Annotated in this window: 21 protein-coding genes and 1 pseudogene; 16 read left to right on the forward strand and 6 right to left on the reverse strand. The window is 53.3% G+C overall.

What is annotated here, in order from left to right:
• Positions 1 to 67: 67 nt before the first annotated feature.
• From pcaF to V9K92_RS14070, 5 genes and pseudogenes are all read left to right on the forward strand, one after another.
• A complete protein-coding gene (gene pcaF / locus V9K92_RS14050; RefSeq protein WP_337354383.1) occupies positions 68 to 1,273 on the forward strand; it encodes a 3-oxoadipyl-CoA thiolase in 1,206 nt (401 codons plus the stop codon).
• Positions 1,274 to 1,327: 54 nt separating this feature from the next.
• Positions 1,328 to 1,963: a thiamine diphosphokinase gene (locus tag V9K92_RS14055; protein ID WP_115054113.1), complete on the forward strand. Its 636-nt coding sequence runs from the start codon at positions 1,328 to 1,330 to the stop codon at positions 1,961 to 1,963.
• Between the two features lie 94 nt (positions 1,964 to 2,057).
• On the forward strand, positions 2,058 to 2,339 hold the full coding sequence (locus tag V9K92_RS14060) for a hypothetical protein (protein WP_008128299.1): 282 nt from the start codon (positions 2,058 to 2,060) through the stop codon (positions 2,337 to 2,339).
• A gap of 137 nt (positions 2,340 to 2,476) precedes the next feature.
• Positions 2,477 to 2,806: pseudogene (locus V9K92_RS14065) on the forward strand (YMGG-like glycine zipper-containing protein); the annotation flags it as partial.
• 194 nt (positions 2,807 to 3,000) lie between these two features.
• On the forward strand, positions 3,001 to 4,821 hold the full coding sequence (locus V9K92_RS14070) for an ABC-F family ATP-binding cassette domain-containing protein (protein ID WP_336442032.1): 1,821 nt from the start codon (positions 3,001 to 3,003) through the stop codon (positions 4,819 to 4,821).
• Positions 4,822 to 4,909: 88 nt separating this feature from the next.
• On the opposite strand, the gene V9K92_RS14075 is transcribed toward V9K92_RS14070, so the two are convergent.
• The 3 genes from V9K92_RS14075 to V9K92_RS14085 all read right to left on the reverse strand — a co-directional run bounded on the left by V9K92_RS14075 (position 4,910) and on the right by V9K92_RS14085 (position 6,623).
• Complete coding sequence (locus V9K92_RS14075) at positions 4,910 to 5,860, reverse strand: tripartite tricarboxylate transporter substrate-binding protein (RefSeq protein ID WP_115054116.1); 951 nt, start codon at positions 5,858 to 5,860, stop codon at positions 4,910 to 4,912.
• Between the two features lie 107 nt (positions 5,861 to 5,967).
• Positions 5,968 to 6,333, reverse strand: coding sequence for a cell division protein ZapA (locus tag V9K92_RS14080; RefSeq protein WP_115054117.1), 366 nt, complete (start codon positions 6,331 to 6,333; stop codon positions 5,968 to 5,970).
• A gap of 17 nt (positions 6,334 to 6,350) precedes the next feature.
• Positions 6,351 to 6,623, reverse strand: coding sequence for a DUF4164 domain-containing protein (locus tag V9K92_RS14085; RefSeq protein ID WP_115054118.1), 273 nt, complete (start codon positions 6,621 to 6,623; stop codon positions 6,351 to 6,353).
• Between the two features lie 294 nt (positions 6,624 to 6,917).
• On the opposite strand from V9K92_RS14085, the gene tkt reads away from it, so the two are divergent.
• The 5 genes from tkt to V9K92_RS14110 all read left to right on the forward strand — a co-directional run bounded on the left by tkt (position 6,918) and on the right by V9K92_RS14110 (position 13,334).
• Entirely contained in the window at positions 6,918 to 8,903 is a 1,986-nt protein-coding gene (tkt, locus tag V9K92_RS14090; protein WP_337354254.1) for a transketolase, read from the forward strand.
• 57 nt (positions 8,904 to 8,960) lie between these two features.
• Positions 8,961 to 9,968 carry a type I glyceraldehyde-3-phosphate dehydrogenase gene (gap, locus tag V9K92_RS14095; protein ID WP_115054120.1) on the forward strand — a complete coding sequence of 336 codons (1,008 nt, stop codon included), beginning with the start codon at positions 8,961 to 8,963 and terminating at the stop codon, positions 9,966 to 9,968.
• 123 nt (positions 9,969 to 10,091) lie between these two features.
• A complete protein-coding gene (locus tag V9K92_RS14100) occupies positions 10,092 to 11,285 on the forward strand; it encodes a phosphoglycerate kinase (protein ID WP_337354255.1) in 1,194 nt (397 codons plus the stop codon).
• A 173-nt stretch (positions 11,286 to 11,458) separates the two neighbouring features.
• A complete protein-coding gene (locus V9K92_RS14105) occupies positions 11,459 to 12,484 on the forward strand; it encodes a class I fructose-bisphosphate aldolase (RefSeq protein ID WP_115054122.1) in 1,026 nt (341 codons plus the stop codon).
• 88 nt (positions 12,485 to 12,572) lie between these two features.
• Entirely contained in the window at positions 12,573 to 13,334 is a 762-nt protein-coding gene (locus V9K92_RS14110; RefSeq protein ID WP_307280902.1) for an SGNH/GDSL hydrolase family protein, read from the forward strand.
• Positions 13,335 to 13,339: 5 nt separating this feature from the next.
• On the opposite strand, the gene V9K92_RS14115 is transcribed toward V9K92_RS14110, so the two are convergent.
• Entirely contained in the window at positions 13,340 to 13,567 is a 228-nt protein-coding gene (locus V9K92_RS14115) for a hypothetical protein (RefSeq protein WP_337354388.1), read from the reverse strand.
• 55 nt (positions 13,568 to 13,622) lie between these two features.
• Between V9K92_RS14115 and V9K92_RS14120 the strand changes: the two genes are divergently transcribed.
• The 5 genes from V9K92_RS14120 (at position 13,623) to V9K92_RS14140 (ending at position 18,094) form a co-directional block, all read left to right on the forward strand.
• Entirely contained in the window at positions 13,623 to 15,533 is a 1,911-nt protein-coding gene (locus tag V9K92_RS14120) for a propionyl-CoA synthetase (protein ID WP_336442036.1), read from the forward strand.
• A 48-nt stretch (positions 15,534 to 15,581) separates the two neighbouring features.
• Entirely contained in the window at positions 15,582 to 16,367 is a 786-nt protein-coding gene (locus V9K92_RS14125) for an SDR family NAD(P)-dependent oxidoreductase (RefSeq protein WP_115054126.1), read from the forward strand.
• Between the two features lie 86 nt (positions 16,368 to 16,453).
• Positions 16,454 to 16,753, forward strand: coding sequence for a DUF1127 domain-containing protein (locus tag V9K92_RS14130; RefSeq protein WP_162802576.1), 300 nt, complete (start codon positions 16,454 to 16,456; stop codon positions 16,751 to 16,753).
• Positions 16,754 to 16,780: 27 nt separating this feature from the next.
• Entirely contained in the window at positions 16,781 to 17,380 is a 600-nt protein-coding gene (locus V9K92_RS14135) for a DJ-1/PfpI family protein (protein WP_337354256.1), read from the forward strand.
• A gap of 3 nt (positions 17,381 to 17,383) precedes the next feature.
• Positions 17,384 to 18,094, forward strand: a complete 711-nt coding sequence (locus tag V9K92_RS14140; protein ID WP_115054128.1) for a helix-turn-helix transcriptional regulator — start codon at positions 17,384 to 17,386, stop codon at positions 18,092 to 18,094.
• A gap of 6 nt (positions 18,095 to 18,100) precedes the next feature.
• Here V9K92_RS14140 and V9K92_RS14145 read toward each other — a convergent pair whose 3' ends face one another.
• Positions 18,101 to 18,643 carry a GNAT family N-acetyltransferase gene (locus V9K92_RS14145; protein ID WP_337354257.1) on the reverse strand — a complete coding sequence of 181 codons (543 nt, stop codon included), beginning with the start codon at positions 18,641 to 18,643 and terminating at the stop codon, positions 18,101 to 18,103.
• Positions 18,644 to 18,720: 77 nt separating this feature from the next.
• Positions 18,721 to 19,413: a DUF1013 domain-containing protein gene (locus V9K92_RS14150; RefSeq protein WP_115054130.1), complete on the reverse strand. Its 693-nt coding sequence runs from the start codon at positions 19,411 to 19,413 to the stop codon at positions 18,721 to 18,723.
• 249 nt (positions 19,414 to 19,662) lie between these two features.
• Here V9K92_RS14150 and V9K92_RS14155 point away from each other — a divergent pair, with 249 nt between their 5' ends.
• A complete protein-coding gene (locus tag V9K92_RS14155; RefSeq protein ID WP_337354258.1) occupies positions 19,663 to 21,861 on the forward strand; it encodes an esterase-like activity of phytase family protein in 2,199 nt (732 codons plus the stop codon).
• Positions 21,862 to 21,885: the final 24 nt, after the last annotated feature.

The raw sequence follows: 21,885 nt of genomic DNA on the forward strand, positions 1-21,885 counted from the left end.
CTATTGATGAAGCGGCAACAGACCGGCTCAAATCAACAGGCAAGAAAAAAGCATATGAGGCAGCATGATGGGTGACGTATTTATCTGCGACTATATCCGGACGCCCATTGGCCGTTTTGGTGGATCACTGGCTGGAGTTAGGGCGGATGATCTTGGGGCTATTCCAATCAAGGCATTGATGGAGCGTAATAAATCGGTCGATTGGGCAGCAATCGATGAAGTGATTTATGGATGCGCCAATCAGTCTGGCGAAGACAATCGCAATGTCGCCCGCATGTCGGCACTGCTTGCGGGATTGCCCGTGGAGGTGCCCGGCACCACGATGAACCGCCTATGCGGTTCCGGCATGGATGCCATCATCACAGCCGCACGCGCCATTCGCGCCGGTGAAATGAACATTGCCATTGCTGGCGGTGTCGAGTCCATGTCGCGCGCGCCCTTTGTGCTGCCCAAGGCAGACAGCGCCTTTTCCCGCAATGCAGAAATTTACGATACGACAATCGGCTGGCGGTTCATCAATCCACTTATGCAGCAGCAATATGGTGTGGATTCCATGCCTGATACCGCCGAAAATGTTGCCGAAGAGTTTCTTGTCTCCCGCGCCGATCAGGATGCTTTTGCTGTGCGCTCCCAGCAGCGAACCGGTCGGGCTCAGGAGAATGGTCGGCTTGCCAGCGAAATTATCCCGGTTCGCATCGCGCAAAGAAAAGGCGAGCCCATTATCGTTGATAAAGACGAGCATCCGCGCCCCCAAACAACAATTGAGGCTCTGGCCAAACTGCCGACGCCATTTCGATCCGGCGGAACTGTGACGGCAGGAAATGCTTCCGGTGTTAATGATGGCGCGGCCGCGCTCATCATTGCCTCCGAAGAGGCTGTAAAAAAGTACGGCCTCAATCCCATCGCGCGCATCCTGGGCGGGGCGACGGCGGGCGTGGCACCCCGTATTATGGGAATTGGCCCAGCGCCTGCGACGAAGAAGCTTTGCGCGCGCCTCGGTTTGGTGCCAGCTGATTTTGACATTATCGAACTCAATGAAGCTTTTGCCTCGCAGGGACTTGCAACATTGCGCGATCTTGGAATTCCCGATGATGCGGAACACGTAAATCCGAATGGCGGCGCTATCGCCCTGGGGCATCCGCTGGGCATGTCAGGAGCACGCATTGCGGGAACGGCAGCGCTTGAATTGCAATTGCGCGAGGGAAAACTCGCTCTGGCGACAATGTGCATTGGCGTTGGACAGGGCATTGCTATCGCGCTTGCAAGCGTTTGATATCGGACGCAGAGCTGTCTGGTGGAAGCGTTTGACGCATGCTATGGGCGGGTCATGAGCAAATTCGTTCTTCTTTTGGGCGGTTCCGTCCATGTCACCGATCGCCTTTTGAAACAGGTAGCCGGAGCCAGGGTTCTGGCGGCTGATGGTGGTATCGCCCATGCCGCACCACTGGGCCTCACGCCTGAGCTTTGGCTAGGCGATTTCGACTCGACATCGCCCGAGCTGGAAAAAGAATATGCGCATGTGCCGCGCCAGGTTTTTCCGGCAGCAAAGGATATGACCGATGGCGAACTGGCCTTGAACGAGGCATATCGACTGGGGGCGACCGAGCTTGTACTTTGCGGTGCATTTGGTGGAGTGCGCACCGATCACACGCTTCTGCATTTGACGATGGCGACCGCCCATGCGGCGCAGGGACATAAGATCATCCTCACCAGCGGAAGCGAAGAAGCCCACCCACTTGTGGGCGGTGAATATGCTTTCGATTTCGTCGATAAAACGCAGTTCAGCATTGTTGCATTTTCGCAATTACACGGACTTTTTATCGATGGAGCACGCTGGCCGCTTGAAAATGTGGAACTTTCTTTCGGTTCATCGCTTACTGTCTCGAATGCCGTATGTGGAACCCTCCACGTATCGCTCCATTCGGGCAAAGCAATCCTGATTGCAGCGCCGCCAGTTGCCTGACGCTTGTCAATATAAGCGGAAAGTGTAATGTGTGCAGCACAGCATTGGGGACGCAAGCTGGTAAGTTTGGTTTTAGAAACGGGAGAGGTCTTCCATGTTGAAAAGTTTATCTACAGTTGCAGTTGCCGCAGTTTTGGCATTCTCGGTTGCTGGTTGTACAACGAGTGAACAGCGGACAGCCGGATATGGTGTCGGTGGTGCAGCACTTGGTGCATTGGCAGGTGGCGCTATCGGTGGTGGTCGTGGTGCTTTGGCCGGTGCGGCAATCGGCGGGGCATCAGGCGTTGTCGTTGGCGCAGCCACATCGGACGGCGGACGCCGTTACTGCACATATGAAAATCGCTACGGCGAGCGCTATCGCGCACCTTGCCGTTAAGCAGCTAGAGTTTTCGAAAAACAGGCCGGTTTTCCGGCCTGTTTTTTTGTGCGTACCGGACGCGTGTTCCGTTGATCTTTCTTCTGCCGTATTGAGGAAGCAGGATTTTCCCGCACTTTTTAAATGGAGAGGTTATTATGAAAATTCGTTTTGCTGCCATAGCAGCCACAGCACTTCTGGCATTTACGATCGCCGGATGTGAGACGAGCCAGCAAAATCAACGTGCCGGGACGGGTGCATTGATTGGTGCTGGCGCTGGTGCCCTGGCCGGACAGGCTTTGGGGCGTGATACGAAAAGCACGGTGATCGGTGCTGCGGGTGGCGCTTTGCTTGGCGCGGCTGTTGGTACAGCCACGACACCGCGCGGTGGAAACGAGAATCTATGCCGTTATCAGCGGCCTGACGGATCGATTTACAATGCTCCCTGCCAAGGCAATGGCGGAGGTGCCTATGGAAATGGACGATATCCGGATGATGATGGATACCGGTCTGAGCGCCGCCGGTATAGTTCCGACCCATACCGCGACGACAATTACTGATCACAGAATATCGATTTAGCGCAAGCAGGCCGGAATTTCCGGCCTGTTTCGTTTGACAGAACAGATATTCTCATCGACAAGCCCTGACAAAACCTGCTCGAACTCCCGGATTGATACGTTTGATGGCTCCACCACTGTTACGCCTTGATAGAATTGCCCTGACTTTCGGTGGCACGCCCCTTTTGACCGATGCGGCCATCTCTGTCAGCGAGAATGATCGCATTGCGCTTGTAGGACGCAACGGTTCGGGCAAATCGACACTGCTTAAAATCGCCGCCGGATTTGTCGTCCCAACGGACGGCGAAGTCTTCAAACATCCGGCCGTTACGGTACGCTATCTGGCTCAGGCACCCGATATGGATGGATTTGCCAATGTGCGGGCCTATGTCGAAGCGGGACTTGGACCGGCAGATGATCTTTACCGTGTCAGTTACCTGCTTGAGCATCTGGGACTGACGGGCGAGGAAAAGCCGGAAAATCTTTCGGGAGGAGAAACACGTCGTGCTGCTTTGGCAAAGGTTCTTGCACCGCAGCCGGATATCCTTCTGCTTGACGAGCCGACCAACCATCTTGACCTGACAACCATTGAATGGCTGGAAAGTGAGTTGCGCCAGATACGCTCGGCCATCGTGGTAATATCGCATGACCGGCGGTTTCTGGAGAATGTCAGCCGTTCTACCATCTGGCTTGATCGAGGCGTTACGAAACGGCTCGATCAAGGGTTTGGCTCGTTCGAGGAGTGGCGCGACAAGGTTCTGGAAGAAGAAGAGCGCGACCTGCACAAACTTGGACGTCAGATTGTACGCGAGGAACATTGGTTACGATACGGCGTTACGGCACGGCGCAAACGTAACATGCGTCGGCTCGGCGACCTGCAATCCATGCGCAGCGAGTTTCGTAACCATCGTGGCGCGCAGGGCAAGGCGGTTCTCAAGGCCAGCGATGCCAAGGAATCTGGCAAGCTTGTTATCGAGGCGGAACATCTTTCCAAGAGCTATGATGACCGCATTCTCGTGGATGATTTTTCCACCCGTATACAACGCGGAAATTGCGTGGGATTTGTCGGGCCGAATGGAGCGGGTAAGACGACGCTCCTCTCCATGCTGACAGGATTGCTCAAGCCGGATAGCGGCTTTGTCAAACTGGGAACAAATCTTGAGATTGCGGTGCTGGATCAGCGGCGGGACAGTCTAAATCTTGAACAAACCTTGTCAGACTATTTGACCGACGGGCGCGGAGAGAATGTTATCGTCAATGGCGAGCAGCGCCACGTTGCCTCCTACATGAAAGACTTCCTGTTTCAACCGGAGCAGTTGCGCACGCCAATCCGCGAGCTATCGGGTGGTGAGCGCGCACGTCTGATGCTGGCGCGGGTCTTGGCGCGACCTGCCAATCTGCTGGTTCTCGATGAGCCGACGAATGATCTCGACATGGAAACGTTGGATCTGTTGCAGGAATTGGTTGCTGGCTTTGCCGGGACAGTGCTGCTCGTCAGCCATGATCGCGATTTCCTTGACCGTACCGTAACGTCAGTCATTGCTCCCGAGGGCAGTGGGAAATGGCTGGAATATGCCGGCGGCTACACGGATATGCTGGCGCAGCGCAAGGAAACTGCCATTGCGACCCGGAAGGAATTGAAAGCCGCCAAGCCGCAGGCTTCATCTGGTGTGGCTGCTGAAAAGGCGCCTGCTGCACGCGATGAAAAGCGCAAACTCTCCTACAAGCAGAAATTTGCGCTCGAAACGCTTCCAGCTAAAATTGAAGCGCTGCATAGCGAAATTATCAATCTGGAAAAGAAGCTGGCCGATCCCGATCTTTTTGCAAAGAATCCGGCCTTGTTCAACAAGACGGTTGAGGAGATCGGCAAGAAGCGTGCAAGTCACGAAGCGCTCGAGCACGAATGGCTGGAGCTTGAAATGCTGCGCGAGGAAATCGAAGGCTAGATTAAACTCGCAATTGTGCCCAATGATCGGAACGAAAAACCGGGATTCCAGTTCTCGTTCCGATTTGAAAGACAGCATAAATAAGCGTTTATTCTACGAGCTTCAGCTCACGGAATGTTGTGAGGACCGTCGCCTGCTGTTCTTTGATATAAGCGGCAAATTCGGCGGATGGCTGGTAAAGATCAACCCAACCATGCTTTTTCAATGTTGCTTGCCATTCCGGGCTTTGCGCCATTTTAGAAAAGGCTGCATCAAGATCCTTCGTCTGTTCTTCCGACAGGTTGGCTTGTCCGAGGAAGCCGCGCCAATTGACCAACTCAACATCGACCCCTTGTTCCTTCATCGTTGGCACATCAATGCCTTCGAGCCGCGTTGCAGAAGAAATCCCGAGTGCTCGCACTGTTCCGGCTGAAATTTGTCCGGCAAACTCGGAATAGCCGCCTGCACCAACGGAAATATGCCCTCCCATTACCTGTCCGAGCATCTCACCTCCGGCACCGATGGCGACGTAATTCATCTTGGAAAGATCGCCGCCAATTGCCTTGACGATCATGCCATACAGCAAATGGTCGACACCACCGGCGGCGAAACCGCCCAACGATACTGATCCCGGATCAGCTTTGAAGGCTTTGACCAGATCATCCATATTTTTCAATGGCGAATCTGCCGGGACGACCAGCGTAAGATACTCGCCTGTCATCCGCGCGATGGGCTTGGTCTGGTCCATTGTCACGGGTGCGTTATTGGTCAGGATCGAGCCAACCATGCCGATCCCCGTAACAATGAGGCCCGTATCGGGATATTTCTTCGAAACAAATTCGGCCAGGCCAATAGTGCCACCGGCTCCCGGTCGATTAACAACCTGGATGTCGCCAGCGAGCTCGAGGTCCTGAAGCGATTGTTGTGTCGAGCGTGCCAATTGATCATAGCCGCCTCCCGGACCTGCCGGAGCGATGATTTCGATATTCTTTACCGCGTCGGCCTGAGCCGATGAGGCCATGCCAAAGGCCAGCGCAAAAGCAAGCGTGCGAAGTTTCATGTATTTCCTCCCTGAAAGCTCCCTTGCTCTGCACTTTTGTACAAAGCCTTCAGAGGCTGCGGGAAGAATCTGTCATGGAGCTGTCTTTGAGGAGGGCAGGAAATCCGTCAATTGGCCTTCGGAGCGAGACGCGCTGCAAGCGTTTCGATGCGTCCAGCCACCTCGGACAGGACGCCAGTGATAGCCGAATCATTCTTGTCGGCCTTGGCTAACGCCTCGTCCCGGCTCTTTCTCAAGGCTTCCGCTTCGTTTTCCAGACCGGTCAGACGCAACTGCAATTCATGGAGTTCGTCTGTAACCATGATGCCGGCCATAACTGTCAGGCGCAGATCGCCAATCTCGCCGAACGAGGATTTCAGGTGTGTCACGTAACGATCAAAACGTTCTGCCAGACCGGTCAGATGTTGTTCCTGACCCTCGTCACAGGCCATTCTGTAGGCTTTGCCATCGATCGTTACGGTAACGGTAGCCATGGTTGTTTCTTCCTGTTCTATCGATCAAGGACCGTGCGGATGGATTCCATCGCAGCGACAAGGCGGCGGGAAACTTCTTTGTTTGCCGCCTCAAGACGCTCAGCCCGCCCTTCAGACGCATCAAGCTCCTGAGCCAGCTTACGCCGGTCCATGTTCATCCGCTGGACCTCTTCTTCCGCTTCAGCAAAATCGCCCTCATGCTCAAGACGCATTTCAACTGCATTCTCAAGCGTGGAGAGGGATTTGGCCAATCTTTCCAGTACTTGTTTGAGGGTGGCTTCAGATGCCATTTTCGACGTTTCCCCTGTGTCTCAATCTTTTCAGCGAATCGCAAAAAGAAGAACGACTTATGACAGAGAGTCTAGTGGTTACATTAATGCTGCGTCAATCAATCCGAACGGCGCCGTGGCACTCATGCACCGATAATAATGTGCTCCAATGAATGTCTTCCTGCAATACCGTCCCAATTTGGCCAGCTTTTGTTGACTCCCTCTCGACACCTGCTATTTGTCGCGTGCCTTTTGGATATTGTCTAACCGGCATCCAGAAACGGCATCTCTTTTCCACTTCGAAAGACGGTGACTATGACCAATTCTGAAAAATCCAATCAAATGGCCAACGCAATCCGCTTTCTATCTGCGGATGCAGTGGAAAAAGCAAATTCCGGCCATCCCGGACTTCCCATGGGCGCAGCCGACATTGCGACCGTCCTTTATACAAAGTTCCTGAAATTCGATCCAAAGGCTCCGCACTGGCCGGACCGCGACCGTTTCGTACTGTCCGCAGGTCATGGTTCGATGCTGCTTTATTCGCTGCTTTATCTGACCGGCTACGAAGATATTGACATCGACCAAATCAAAAATTTCCGCCAGCTTGGCTCCCGTACCGCTGGGCATCCCGAATATGGTCATGCTGCCGGTATTGAAACAACAACTGGTCCATTGGGTCAGGGCCTTGCCAATGCTGTTGGCATGGCTTTGTCCGAACGCATCATGAATGCGCATTTCGGTGATGCTCTGGTCGATCACTACACCTATGTCATTGCCGGTGATGGTTGCCTCATGGAAGGCATCAGCCAGGAAGCGATTTCACTTGCTGGTCATCTCAAGCTGAACAAGCTTATCGTTTTCTGGGACCACAACAACATCTCGATCGATGGTCCGGTTACATTGGCCGACAATACCGATCAGCCAGCCCGTTTCGAGGCTTCTGGGTGGAATTCAATCAGCGTCGATGGCCATGATCAGGATGCGATTGCCACCGCTATCGAGCGCGCCAAGAAATCCGACAAGCCGACACTGATCGCCTGCAAAACCACAATCGGTTTTGGTGCTCCGACCAAGGCTGGGACGAACAAGGTTCACGGTTCGCCGCTTGGTGCCGAAGAACTCGCCGGTGCGCGCAAAGCGTTGGGCTGGACTTCGGAGCCTTTTGTCGTACCTACAGAAACTCTCGACGAATGGCGCCTTGCCGGTCTGCGTTCTGCCAAGGAACATACCGCATGGACTGAGCGTCTGAATGCGACTGACGCGGAAATCCGTTCGGAGTTTGAGCGGCGCATGCGCGGTGATCTGCCGGGGAACTTCGAAGCAACAATTACAGCTTACAAGAAGAAGCTTTCTGAAGAAAAGCCAAAGGTTGCGACCCGCAAAGCTTCTGAAATGGCGCTTGAGGTTATCAATGGCGTGGTTCCTGAAACAATTGGTGGCTCCGCCGATCTGACAGGTTCGAACAACACCAAGACCAGCCAGACCAAGGGGATCACTCCTGAGGATTACGGCCAGCGCTATGTTCACTACGGTATCCGGGAACATGGCATGGCAGCAGCGATGAACGGTATCGCACTTCACGGTGGACTCATTCCATATTCTGGTACCTTTTTGACTTTCTCCGATTACGCACGCGGCGCCATGCGTCTGTCGAGCCTGATGGGTATCCGCGTTATCTATGTCATGACCCACGATTCCATCGGTCTTGGTGAAGATGGCCCGACGCATCAGCCGGTCGAACATCTGGCAGCCCTGCGTGCAATTCCAAACAATTATGTCTTCCGTCCGGCGGACGTTGTTGAAACAGCTGAGTGCTGGGAAATTGCACTCAAGTCACGCACCACGCCATCAACCATCGCACTGACCCGTCAGAATCTGCCGACGGTTCGTGACGTGCATTTTGATGAGAATAAATGCGCTTACGGCGCCTATGAACTTGCCACTGCAAGCGGCAAGGCTGAAGTGACCATATTCGCAACCGGTTCGGAAGTCGAAATCGCTCTCAGTGCAAGAGCACAGCTTGAGAAAAACGGACATCCAACGCGGGTGATTTCGGTTCCTTGCTTTGAGCTCTTCGAAGCTCAGAGTGAAGAATACAAGCGCACATTGATTGGCGATGCGCCGGTCAGGGTGGCTGTTGAAGCTGCGATCCGCATGGGCTGGGACCGGTTTATCGGCACGGACGGGATTTTCATCGGAATGAACGGCTTTGGCGCGAGCGGTCCGATTGAAGAACTCTACGAGCATTTTGGCATTACGGCGTCACATATCGTCACTGCTGCTGAAGCAAAGTTGAAATAATCCATCTCGTTCCTCTATGATCCATTCAAGGGCTCCATACCCCTCAGGAGAAAAAACATGACAGTTCGCGTTGCAATTAACGGATTTGGCCGCATTGGCCGCAACGTTCTTCGCGCTATCGTAGAATCAGGCCGTACCGACATCGAGGTTGTTGCCATCAACGACCTGGGTCCTGTCGAGACCAATGCTCACCTTATGCGTTACGACAGCGTTCATGGACGCTTTCCCGGTACGGTAACAGTGGCTGGCGACACAATTGACGTGGGCCGTGGCCCGATCAAAGTCACCGCTGTTCGCAATCCAGCCGAATTGCCTTGGAAAGAGTTGAATGTCGATATTGCGCTGGAATGCACAGGCATTTTTACGGCCCGCGACAAGGCTGCAGCGCATCTTGAAGCTGGCGCAAAGCGCGTTATTGTTTCGGCTCCTTCCGATGGCGCCGATTTGACTGTCGTTTTTGGCGTAAACGATCACAAGTTGACCAAAGACCATATGGTCATTTCCAACGCTTCCTGCACGACAAATTGCCTTGCGCCGGTTGCTTATGTACTGAATGAAGCCGTTGGTATTGATCACGGATTCATGACCACGATCCATAGCTATACGGGCGATCAGCCAACGCTGGATACTATGCACAAGGATCTCTATCGTGGACGCGCAGCTGCCCTGTCCATGATCCCGACTTCGACCGGTGCTGCCAAGGCTGTCGGTCTGGTATTGCCTGAACTCAATGGCAAGCTCGATGGCAGCTCCATTCGCGTTCCAACGCCGAATGTGTCTGTGGTCGACTTCAAATTCGTTGCCAAGAGATCCACTAGCGTTGCGGAAATCAATGATGCGATCAAGTCGGCGGCCAATGGCAAGCTGAAGGGCATTCTGGGCTTTACCGATGCCCCGAACGTGTCAATTGACTTCAATCACGATTCGCATTCATCGATATTCCACATTGACCAGACCAAGGTTATGGACGGCACATTTGTTCGTGTCCTTTCTTGGTATGATAATGAGTGGGGCTTCTCTAGCCGCATGAGCGACACAGCCGTTGCTTTCGGCAAGTTGATCTGACCGGCTTTGAAGTGATTTGATTTCAAATGGCGGGTCGACACACCCGCCATTTTTGTTTTTGATGGTTATACAGTCGGCTATACGGGCTTTCCCAAGCGGCTGTGTGCAGATGAGGTGAGTTTCATGACAAATTTCAAAACGCTTGATGATGCTGATGTTGCCGGAAAGCGTGTTCTCGTACGCGTTGACCTGAATGTTCCGGTGAGCGATGGCGTCGTGACAGATGCGACACGGATAGAACGCGTAGCTCCAACTATCCAGGAACTATCGAAAAAGGGCGCAAAGGTCATTTTGCTTGCCCATTTCGGTCGCCCGAAGGATGGCCCGGACCCACAGTTTTCGCTGGAGCCGATCGCCCATGCCGCCGCAAAGATAATTGGCCACAGTGTGCATTTTGCTGCCGATAGTATCGGTGAAAAGGCTGCTGAAGCTGTCGGCAAGTTGAAGAATGGCGATGTGCTGCTTTTGGAAAATACGCGTTTTCATAAAGGCGAAGAAAAGAACGACCCGGAATATGTCAAAGCGCTTGCTGCAAATGGCGATCTCTATGTGAATGATGCGTTTTCTGCTGCGCACCGTGCCCATGCTTCGACAGAAGGTCTGGCTCGTGTTCTGCCAGCCTATGCCGGACGAACGATGGAAGCAGAGCTTAAAGCGCTGGAAAAGGGTCTCGGCGCACCGAAACGCCCTGTCGTGGCCATTGTCGGCGGCGCAAAGGTTTCGTCCAAGCTGGATCTGCTCGGCAATCTGGTAGAAAAAGTCGATGCACTGGTCATTGGCGGCGGCATGGCAAATACATTTCTGGCGGCGCAGGGCGTCAAGGTCGGCAAATCGCTGTGCGAACACGATTTGGCCGGAACCGCGCGCGAGATCATGGCAAAAGCGAAAGCAGCTAACTGCACAATCATTCTTCCGGTGGATGCCATTGTGGCTTGGCATTTTGAGGCCAATGCCCCATTCCACGCCTATGGGCTCGATGCGATCCCCGATGATGGCATGATCCTTGATGTGGGTCCGCAATCCATTGAGCGCGTAAAGGCGGCAATTGATGATGCATCCACCCTCGTCTGGAACGGCCCGCTTGGTGCCTTTGAGCTGACGCCATTCGACAAGGCAACGGTGGCCGCAGCCCGTCACGTTGCGCAGCGTACCAAGGCCGGACATCTGGTTTCGGTTGCTGGCGGCGGAGATACCGTGTCGGCGCTCAATCATGCCGGAGTCGCCGATGATTTCAGCTATGTTTCAACTGCCGGAGGCGCTTTCCTTGAATGGATGGAAGGCAAGCCATTGCCCGGCGTCGATGTGCTGAAGAAGTAAGTTTTGCTCCCTAATCAAGCCCGGAAATCGGGCTTGATTACCAATTATAAGAAAATGTTATCCGGTTAAATCGGTTGAAAAAATTTCAATCGTTTCAGTTACTTGGTGCACCGTTTCGTTTGTCATAGGCTTCTGTTATGGGGCGGATAAGGGAAAAAGGAGTACATCAGTCTATGAGCGAACGTCTGGAAGATATAGCGGTTGCAATGGTTGCCAATGGCAAGGGCCTCCTTGCCGCCGATGAAAGTTCAGGAACAATCAAAAAGCGGTTCGATAGTATCGGGCTGGAATCCACCGCCGATAGCCGCCGCGACTATCGTGAAATGCTGTTCCGCTCCGATGAGGCGATGAAGAACTACATTTCCGGTGTCATCCTTTACGATGAAACCATTCGCCAGAATGCCAAGGACGGAACATCGCTCGTCAAGATCATGCAGGATGCAGGCTGCATTCCAGGCATCAAGGTTGACGCAGGCGCCAAGCCGCTTGCTGGGTTTCCCGGCGAAACCATCACAGAAGGTCTGGATGGTCTTCGCGAGCGTCTAGCGGAATATTATAAGCTTGGCGCACGCTTCTCCAAGTGGCGGGCCGCTATCTCGATTTCCGAGGGTCTGCCAACATGGGGTGCCGTGAAGCAGAATGCCCAAGCTTTGGCACGCTATGCCGCGCTTTGTCAGGAAGCTGGAATTGTGCCAATCGTTGAGCCGGAAGTGCTTATGGACGGCACACCGGGCAATCACTCGATCGAACGCTGCTATGAAGTCAGCGAATGGGTTCTGAAGACCGTATTCGACGAGCTTTATGATGCACGCGTTGTTCTGGAAGGCATGATCCTCAAGCCGAACATGGTCGTTGCAGGACAGAAGGCCCAGAAGGCTTCCGTCGAGCAGGTTGCTGAGCTGACTGTGCGCCTGTTGAAGTCGACTGTTCCATCCGCTGTACCAGGCATTGCATTCCTGTCCGGCGGTCAGACGGAAGAAGAAGCAACAGCGCATCTATCGGCGATGAACGCTAATTTCACCATGCCTTGGAAGCTGACTTTCTCCTATGGTCGTGCCTTGCAGGCAGCAGCGTTGAGCGCCTGGAACGGGAAGTCAGAAAATGTTGCAGCAGGTCAGCGCGCCTTTGCACATCGTGCAAAAATGAATGGTCTTGCTGCCACTGGCGGCTGGAAGAAAGACCTGGAAAAGGCTGCTTAAGGGTCCTTTAAGCATTTTTTATCCAAAAGCGTATCTCATGGAGCCCGGGGAATCAGCCCGGGCTTTTTTATGGGACAACCAGAGACGAATGAAACCTGCGCCATTCCATCCTTTGCTGAGTTGGTTTCTTTATCCTGTCTATGCATGGCAGGGGATAAATGTACGATTGAAGACAGAGCGAATGATTCCGCCTGTTGGCCTGCCCGTGGGGGAAATTGCGGGCAAAGATCCGGCTATCCGGCTGCTTGTTCTGGGGGACTCGTCTGCCGCAGGGGTGGGTGTCACTGATGCATGGCAGGGGCTTTGTGTACGGTTGGCGGTCTATCTGCAGGGCCGGACAGGCCGTAAGGTCATCTGGCGTGCTGCAGGGTTCAATTCAGCAACATCGGGACAATTGCGCGATCATGTCGTGCCAAATCTTGAACGCGGAATGTGGACGCATATCGTGCTATCAACCGGCACAAATGACACAAAGAATTTTCACTCGCTGCCACGCTTCAAGCGCGAATTTGGCGGGCTTCTTTATGCACTGAGAGCGAAATGGCCTGAGGCCCACGTGGTATGGTCACAGGTGATCGATTTTCGCGATGTTCCGGCTATGCCTCCATTGCTCGGGCGTATTCTGGAAGGACGCGCTGTCGCAATCAACAAGCTCGGCGAAAGATTGTGCCGCGAGCGAATGGCTATTCCAGCGCTTCGCCTACCAGTGGAATCTGCCGAAGGTTTTTCCACGGACGGCTTTCACGCTTCGGCATTGGGCTATGATGCTTGGGCAAAACATCTCGTCCCCTACATCCTCAATCGCCCCCAGGTCGATGAGAAGGATGCCGCTTCCCCCGCTGGCGGCTAAACGCACTATCCTACGTGTCTTGAGACGCCAACGACCAAAATAGCCAGCACTGCTCCGACGGCGATTTTCCAGAAATCCTTGCGCTTTTTCAATCCGGGCAAGCCGAGCGGCTTGAATAGATGCAGCGCCATAATGACGATGAAAACAAAGGACAGGATTTTGGTCATGGATGATCTGTCTGCAATATCCTGTTGATTGAATTGAGCAGTGTGCCAAGCGCGGAGAATTGTCAATTCGCCCTTTGACTCCGCCTTCCGGATTTAGGATGCTTCTTACGGGAGGAATTTCATGACATCACTATATGCGCAGGTCTATCAGGATTGGCAGACCGATCCCTTGGCATTCTGGGCCAAAGCAGGAGTAGCCATCGATTGGATCAAGCCGTGGGATACGGTTTTTGATCCAGACAGTGGCCCTTATGGCCGTTGGTACGCGGGAGCTGAATGCAACACCTGTTACAACGCCGTAGACAGGCATGTTCTCGCAGGGCGTGGCGATCAGGACGCGCTGATCCATGATAGCGCCATAACAGGTACGGTTCGCAAGATAAGTTATAGTGATTTACAGGCCGAAATCGAGGCATTGGCGTCGGTGCTGGTCGATAAAGGGGTGGGGAAGGGGGATCGCGTCATTATCTACATGGCGATGGTGCCTGAAGCCGTTGTTGCAATGCTCGCATGCGCGCGCATTGGTGCAGTTCATTCGGTTGTCTTCGGAGGATTTGCCGCTAACGAGCTTGCAACAAGGATAGACGACGCCAAGCCGGTTATGATTATCGCTACGTCCTGCGGGCTGGAACCGGGCAGGGTGGTTGCTTACAAACCGATGCTCGACAAGGCTATCGAACAGGCCCAGCACAAAGTGGCTACTTGTCTGATCCTTGTGCGCCCGCAACAGCCGCATGAACTGGTTTCGGGGCGGGATATTGACTATGCCCAAGCAGTTGCCGCCTCTGCGGGGCGTAAGGTTCCCTGTGAGCCTCTTAAATCGACTGATCCGCTTTATATTCTTTATACATCAGGTACGACGGGACAGCCAAAAGGCGTTGTTCGCGACAATGGCGGCCATCTGGTCGCCTTGGCGTGGTCGATGGGCGCAATCTATGACACCTACCCGGGAGATGTGTTCTGGGCGGCTTCGGACATAGGCTGGGCCGTCGGCCACTCCTATATCGCTTATGCGCCACTTTTCGTTGGGGCGACGAGCATTCTTTATGAAGGCAAGCCGGTTGGAACGCCCGATGCTGGTACATTCTGGCGCGTAATCGCTGACCACAAGGTCAAGGTACTATTTACCGCGCCGACCGCATTTCGGGCGATCAAGAAAGAAGACCCCAAGGGCGAGCTTATAGGCAGATATGATATTTCTTCGTTGAAGTATCTTTTCCTGGCGGGAGAGCGCGCCGATACGGATACGATCAAATGGGCCGAACAAAAACTAGGCGTTCCGGTCATAGATCATTGGTGGCAGACCGAAAGCGGCTGGCCCATGGCAGCCAACCCGGCGGGGCTTGGAATGTTGCCGGTAAAATATGGCTCGCCGACGGTCCCAATGCCCGGTTATGACGTGCAGGTTCTTGACGATGCAGGTCATCCAGTCAAGCGCGGCGAGCTTGGCAATATCGTGGTCAAACTGCCCTTGCCGCCGGCATTCCTGCCGACATTGTGGAATGCGGACCAGAGGTTTCGCGAGGCGTACATCAGCGAGTTTCCGGGATATTACAAGACAGCAGATGCAGGCATCATGGACGAGGACGGCTATATCTATATTATGAGCCGCACCGACGACATCATCAATGTTGCCGGTCATCGCCTGTCGACCGGGGCGATGGAAGAGGTTCTTTCCAGCCATCCGGATGTTGCCGAATGCGCTGTTATCGGCATTGCCGACAGTGTGAAAGGTCAGGTTCCTTGCGGGTTCATTGTGCTGAAATCCGGCGTTACAAGGAGCGAAGCCGATATTGAGCAAGATTGCGTTGCTTTGATGCGGGAGAAGATTGGCCCGGTTGCTGCGTTTAAAATGGCCATAACGGCAAAACGTCTGCCCAAGACGCGCTCCGGTAAAATATTGCGGGGCACCATGCAGAAGATTGCCGATCAGGAGCCGTGGAATATGCCTGCAACGATTGACGATCCAGCGATTCTTGAGGAAATCCAGTTGGTGCTCAATGCACGAGGAATTGGTCTGGTTACTGGTTGACCATCTGCCATCCAAGGTTAAGCTCTGTTGTCAAATTGGAGACTGGCAATGGCATTGGATGGCAAAATCGCAATTGTAACGGGTGGCGCTCAGGGTATCGGGCTGGCCATTGCAAGGCGCTTTCTTCAAGATGGGGCCAGTGTTATGCTTGCTGACATCAATGATGCTCAGGGAGCCGCGGCGGTAAAAGAGCTGTCCCCTTTGGGTAAAGTCCGCTTTTCCTCAACAGATGTCAGCAGCAGGCTGGATGTGCACAATCTCGTGGCTGGAACAATCGAGGCATTCGGTGATGTGGATATACTGGTCAATAATGCTGGTATTGTACACACGGCCGATTTTCTCGACCTGAACGAGGATGATTTTGATCGGGTTCTGCGGGTTAATCTAAAAGGATCGTTTCTTTGTGGTCAGGCTGTAGCCCGGTATATGGTCAAAAAGATAAAAGACGGAGGTAATGCAGGCTCCATAGTCAATATGTCGTCAATCAATGCAGTCGTCGGTTTGCCGGAGCAAATTGCCTATTCGGTTTCGAAGGGTGGCGTCAGTCAATTGACCAAAGTCATGGCTCTTTCGCTCGCACCCTATGGGATTCGCGTGAACGCAATCGGTCCAGGCTCGATCAAAACCCAGATGCTGGATACGGTCAATTCGGATATGGCCGCAAAACAGCGGATATTGTCCCGTACACCGCTGGGCCGGGTGGGAGAGCCCTCCGAAATAGCTGCTGTGGCGGCGTTCCTGGCTTCAGATGATGCGAGCTACATAACGGGGCAAACGATCTATGCCGATGGTGGTCGATTACCATTGAATTATACAGTGCCGGTCAATGGATGATTTTTTAGGCTGTTGACATCCTACTGACAGAAGGTTGTCAGGAGGGGTATGCCATTATGTTCCCGTAGTCAGAAGGAGACAGGGATATGGCTTACCTCGATTTTGATATCGTACAGAGTGTGAAGCATTGGTTTTCCGAGTTTGCAATTCACCGGCAGGAGCTGCGTACGGAACGGCATCTTAACTCGCTTCCCGAGCATCTCTTGAAAGACATTGGCTGGCCGGATGCCTATGCTGAACGATTGGCAAAACGCAATTCCCTAGGCGAAGACGACACTGCCGTGCCTGCCACCAGTGATGAGCTTACGCCATGGCAGTTGGATTGGCCAAAACACTATGAGAGCTTAAAAGCTCGCAAATCCAGCCCCTTAGAGCTGGGATGTTGAATTTGACTGCCATGGAGGAGGGCTTCAATGGAAAAGAAACGAACAGTTGGATTTGTTTTCGTTGAAGGCTTTGCCGATTGGGAATTTGGCATGCTTTCCGGCTCGGTCAATGAGTGGTTTGGTGGCCGAGCCGTCTGCCTTTCACCTTCTCCGGGTCCGCTAAAATCAATTGGCGGCTTTCGCATGCTCCCGGATCGCGGTGTCGATCCATCAGACAATCTTGATCTTGATGCGGTTGCCGTCATTGGATCGGACACATGGTCAGAGCCCGACGCTCCTGACATTGCGCCCTTGTTAAAGGATGTTTTGGCGCGTGGCGGAATTGTCGGTGGCATATGTGCCGGTACTCTTGCACTGGCGCGTGCGGGCCTGTTTTCAGGCCGCAAGCATACCAGCAATGGAGCCGGTTGGATCGAATCGCGTCTGGATACTTATGCCGGGTCTGAGCATTATCAGGATGTGCCCTATGCAGTACGCGATGGGCATGTTGTAAGCGCGGCGGGAACTGCGCCCGGAACCTTTGCCATCGTCTTCCTCGAAGCGCTCTTTCCCGAACAAGCGCCCCAAATCGCCGAGATGCGTGAAATGATTGCAAGAGAATTTACTTCCCGGAGTGAGAAGGCTTGAGCGATGCGTAGAGCAGACCGACTTTTCCAGATTGTGCAGAAGCTGCGTGGCGGGCGACTTGTAACGGCAAGGCAACTTGCCGAAAAGCTTGAAGTGTCAGAACGTACGATCTATCGCGACATTGCCGATTTGCAGTCTACGGGTGTTCCCATTGATGGCGAAGCGGGCGTTGGCTATATTTTACGGGAAGGTTTTGACCTCCCACCCTTGATGTTCACCCGGGATGAGGTGGTAGCGCTTGTTGCTGGCGCGCGGCTGATAACTGCTTGGGGCGGTGCTTCCATGGCGCGCGCGGCCGAAGAGGCGATTATAAAGATCGGAGCCGTCCTGCCGAAGGAGGATCGCCCGCGTATCACCAACACACATATTCACGCATCGGGCACCAATATTAGTGATAGCGCACGCGCTTTGATTGATCTGGCAGAAAATGCTGCCGAACAATGCCGTGTGCTTTCGATCACCTATACCGACCTTGAGGGCAAGGACAGTACGCGGGATATCAGGCCACTCGGTCTGTGGTTTTGGGGAAAAGTCTGGACATTGATCAGCTGGTGCGAGCTGCGTAATGACTTTCGGACCTTCCGGATCGATCGCATCACGAAGGTTGAGAAGGCTGATCGCATCTTCCGTCAGGAGCGCGGCAGGACGCTTGCCGATTTCTACCGCAGGGTGGAACTTAGCGAAACACCAAATACCGAAGCCCGTGCTTCATAAAGCCTTTTAACTGGGCAGTTGATCAATGGCGGTCTGGAAAGTTGCGCGCAGTATTGCGTAGGTTACGAAATGATAGCCGTCCTCCTCAGTTTCGCCCATCAGCTCCATTCCAAGCTTTTCGGCGACTCGGACTGATGCGCTGTTGCGAGGATCAATAGCGGCGATAATTCGATCCACGGTGGTCGCCTTGAAACCATGTTCAAGAACAGGCTTGGCTGCTTCCGTTGCGATTCCTTTGCCCCAAGCCAGACGGTTGAGACGCCAGCCGATTTCCACATCGGGCCCGATAGCATTATGGGGAATCAACAGCACCCAGCCAAGAAATTGATCCGAACGGGTTTTCTCGAAGATTGACCAGTAGCCAAGGCCGATACCGAAATCGGTTAATATCCGATCCGTCAGAAACTGTCTGTGACTGGTGTCATCGGTCCATGGACCGGGGATGAACTTTGTCACAGCGGGATCGCGATCCATGGCAATGCAATCTTCGAAATGATCCATGGTCCGAGGTCGCAACAGCAAACGTTCAGTTTCAAAACCTGGAAGCATTGCTCACTCCTTGACGTAAAAAGCCTCGTCACGGACGAGGCTTTTGCTACATAGTCAGTCGAATGGTGCGGAGACGATTATTCCTCGTCTTCGTCGTCCTGACGGCCTTTCAACGACGAAAGCTTGGCGAAAACCTTGTCTGCGTCAAGCTCCTGGTCTTCTTCACGAACCGTTGGCTGAATGTCGAGATTTTCAGTCGCGGAAGCTGGCAGAAGTGTATCGCCACCTTCGCCCGGCTGTACGGGACGCCCGCGCGAAGAACGCTCGACTTCGATATCCAGATCAATCTGCGACGAGAGGCCCAGTGTAACCGGGTCCATTGGTTGCAGATTGTTGGAGTTCCAATGGGTGCGGTTGCGGATCTGTTCAATTGTCGATTTGGTCGTACCGATCAGGCGCGAAATCTGCGCATCTTTGAGCTCTGGATGATTGCGAACGAGCCAGAGAATAGCATTCGGACGATCCTGACGCTTGGACAACGGCGTATAGCGAGGGCCCTTGCGCTTGGTCTCGGGAACGCGAACCTTGGGGTCCGAAATCTTGAGCTTATGGTTCGGGTCTTTTTCGCCCTTGGCAATTTCTTCGCGGGATAGCTGTCCGGTGATCAATGGATCAAGGCCCTTGATGCCTTGGGCCGATTCACCGTCCGCGATAGCCTTAACTTCAAGCGGATGGAGCGTGCAGAAAGCAGCGATCTGATCGAAAGACAGGGCCGTATTATCGACAAGCCAGACGGCCGTTGCCTTTGGCATTAGAAGCTGGGTGGCCATAGATATAGTCCTCTTGTTCGTCCGCTCCGGAGGGGCGGGACGTGGGTTCAACCACAATTTCCGGGATTTCGAGCCGTTATATAGCGGTATTTTAATCGATGAGCAAGAATCGCTTTGGGGATTCATGCCATGTTCCAAATAACCGCACATTCCCTCGGGCAAGTGTTTCATCAAACTGTCATGTAAATGTCATGACACTGCAACAGACGCACGCGATCAGTCTCTTCAATTCAATCGGAGATTGTTCCAATGTCGCATCGTTTTCTCACCATCGGTCTTTGGACCATTCTGGCTGCATCCACAGCAATACCTGCAATGGCAGAACCAGTGTTCAACCGCATTGCAAGCTTTCCCGTGATTTCCAACCTGCCAAAGGATTCCGATCTCTCGCAGGTTACTTCTTCCGAGATCATCACAGCATCAGAAGATGGCAAGACATTGGTTTATTCTGACAGCCCAAATGGTGCGATCGGTTTTATTGATATCACTGAAGCAGGCAAGCCGCAGCCGCTGGGACAACTTAAGCTGGACGGCGAACCGACATCGGTAGCAGCCGTCGGTGCAAACGTCCTTGCCGCGGTCAATACTTCCAAGGACAAGGCCAATCCTTCAGGCCGCCTCGATGTGGTCGAGCTGGCCTCCCGCAAGGTGATTGCTACATGTGATCTCGGTGGACAGCCCGATTCTGTCGCTATCTCTCCCGACAAGACTTTTGCTGCCATAGCAATCGAAAATGAACGTGATGAAGAGTTGAATGATGGAGAAATACCCCAGCTTCCAAGCGGTAATATCAAAATAATTTCGCTGAAGGATGGTGCTCCGGATTGCGCAACAGCGAAAACCGTTGAACTTACCGGACTTTCCGAAATCGCACCGGAAGATGCCGAACCTGAGTTTGTCTCCATCAACCGGGAAAATCAGATTGCGGTAACACTGCAGGAAAACAACCACATCGCAATTATCGATGCGGCGAGCGGAAAAATTACAAATCATTTCTCTGCCGGCACTGTCGATCTGGATAAAATCGACGTGGAAAAAGATGGCGCTCTCAAGTTTGATGGCAGTGCAAAAGGTGTTCTGAGAGAGCCTGACACGATCAAATGGCTCGACAATAACCGCGTGATTGTTGCCAATGAAGGCGATTACAAAGGCGGATCGCGCAGCTTTACAATATTCACCAAAGACGGAAAAGTTGCCTACGAATCCGGCGCATCGCTTGAGCATAAGATTGCTGAAGCTGGTCACTATCCCGATAAGCGCAACAAGAAGGGCGTTGAGCTTGAAGGGGCTGAGGTCGGCAAATTCGGCGATACAAACTACCTGTTTGTTGCCAGTGAGCGTGCTTCGATTGTCGGTGTCTACAAGGACACGGGCGCTGAGCCGGAATTTGTTCAATTGCTGCCATCAGGCATCGCCCCCGAAGGTGTATTGGCAATCCCATCACGCAATCTGCTGGTAACAGCCAATGAGGCTGATTTGATTAAAGATGGCGGCGTACGCTCGCATGTTATGATTTATGAACTCAAGGATCAGAAGCCGAATTATCCGCAGATCGTTTCGACGATGAAGGATGATGGAACGCCGCTTGGCTGGGGCGCTCTATCGGGATTGGTTGCTGATCTAAAGGAAGCGGGCAAGCTCTATGCCGTATCGGATTCCTTCTACTCCGCGGCGCCTTCGATCTTCACGATTGATGCGAACCAAAGCCCGGCAAAAATCACCAAAGCACTGGTCGTCAAACGCGGTGGGCAACCGGCACAGAAACTTGATCTTGAAGGCATCACCACGGATGGCGATGGCGGTTTCTGGCTCGCCAATGAAGGCGACCAGGCCAAGCTCGTGCCCCATGCAATTCTCAACGTAAACGGGAAAGGCGAGATCAAAAAGGAAATAGCACTTCCCGAAGAACTTCTGCCAAACCAGGTTCGTTTCGGCCTGGAAGGGATTACGCGTGTTGGGGAAGGTGATGACGCCACATTGTGGATGGCGATCCAGCGCGAGTGGAAGGATGACGAAAAAGGTTTCGTCAAACTGCTGAACTACAACATCAAGGATAAATCCTGGACTGCTGTTTCCTATCCGCTCGATAAAAGCGGAGCAGGTTGGGTCGGTCTTTCCGAAATTACCGCTCATGACGGTCAGCTTTATATCGTTGAACGCGATAACCAGATTGGTGATAAGGCTGCCAACAAACGGTTATATCGTGTGGCGCTAGAGGGTTTGAAACCTGCCAAGATCGGCGAAAAGCTACCCGTCGTTGAAAAGGTGCTGGCACATGATTTCATTGACGATCTCAAGAGCGCCAATGGCTACATTTCGGAAAAGCTTGAAGGGTTCGCTATTGACGTTGATGGCAATGGTTATGCCGTTACTGACAATGATGGTGTCGATGACTCATCGGGGGAAACCCTGTTTTTCGGCATCGGTAAGGTCCAGGCTACAAACTGATAAAACCGGAAATAAGATAAAGGC

Origin of the sequence: Phyllobacterium sp. CCNWLW109, assembly GCF_037203905.1 — a bacterium.
GTDB classification, from domain to species: domain Bacteria; phylum Pseudomonadota; class Alphaproteobacteria; order Rhizobiales; family Rhizobiaceae; genus Phyllobacterium; species Phyllobacterium ifriqiyense.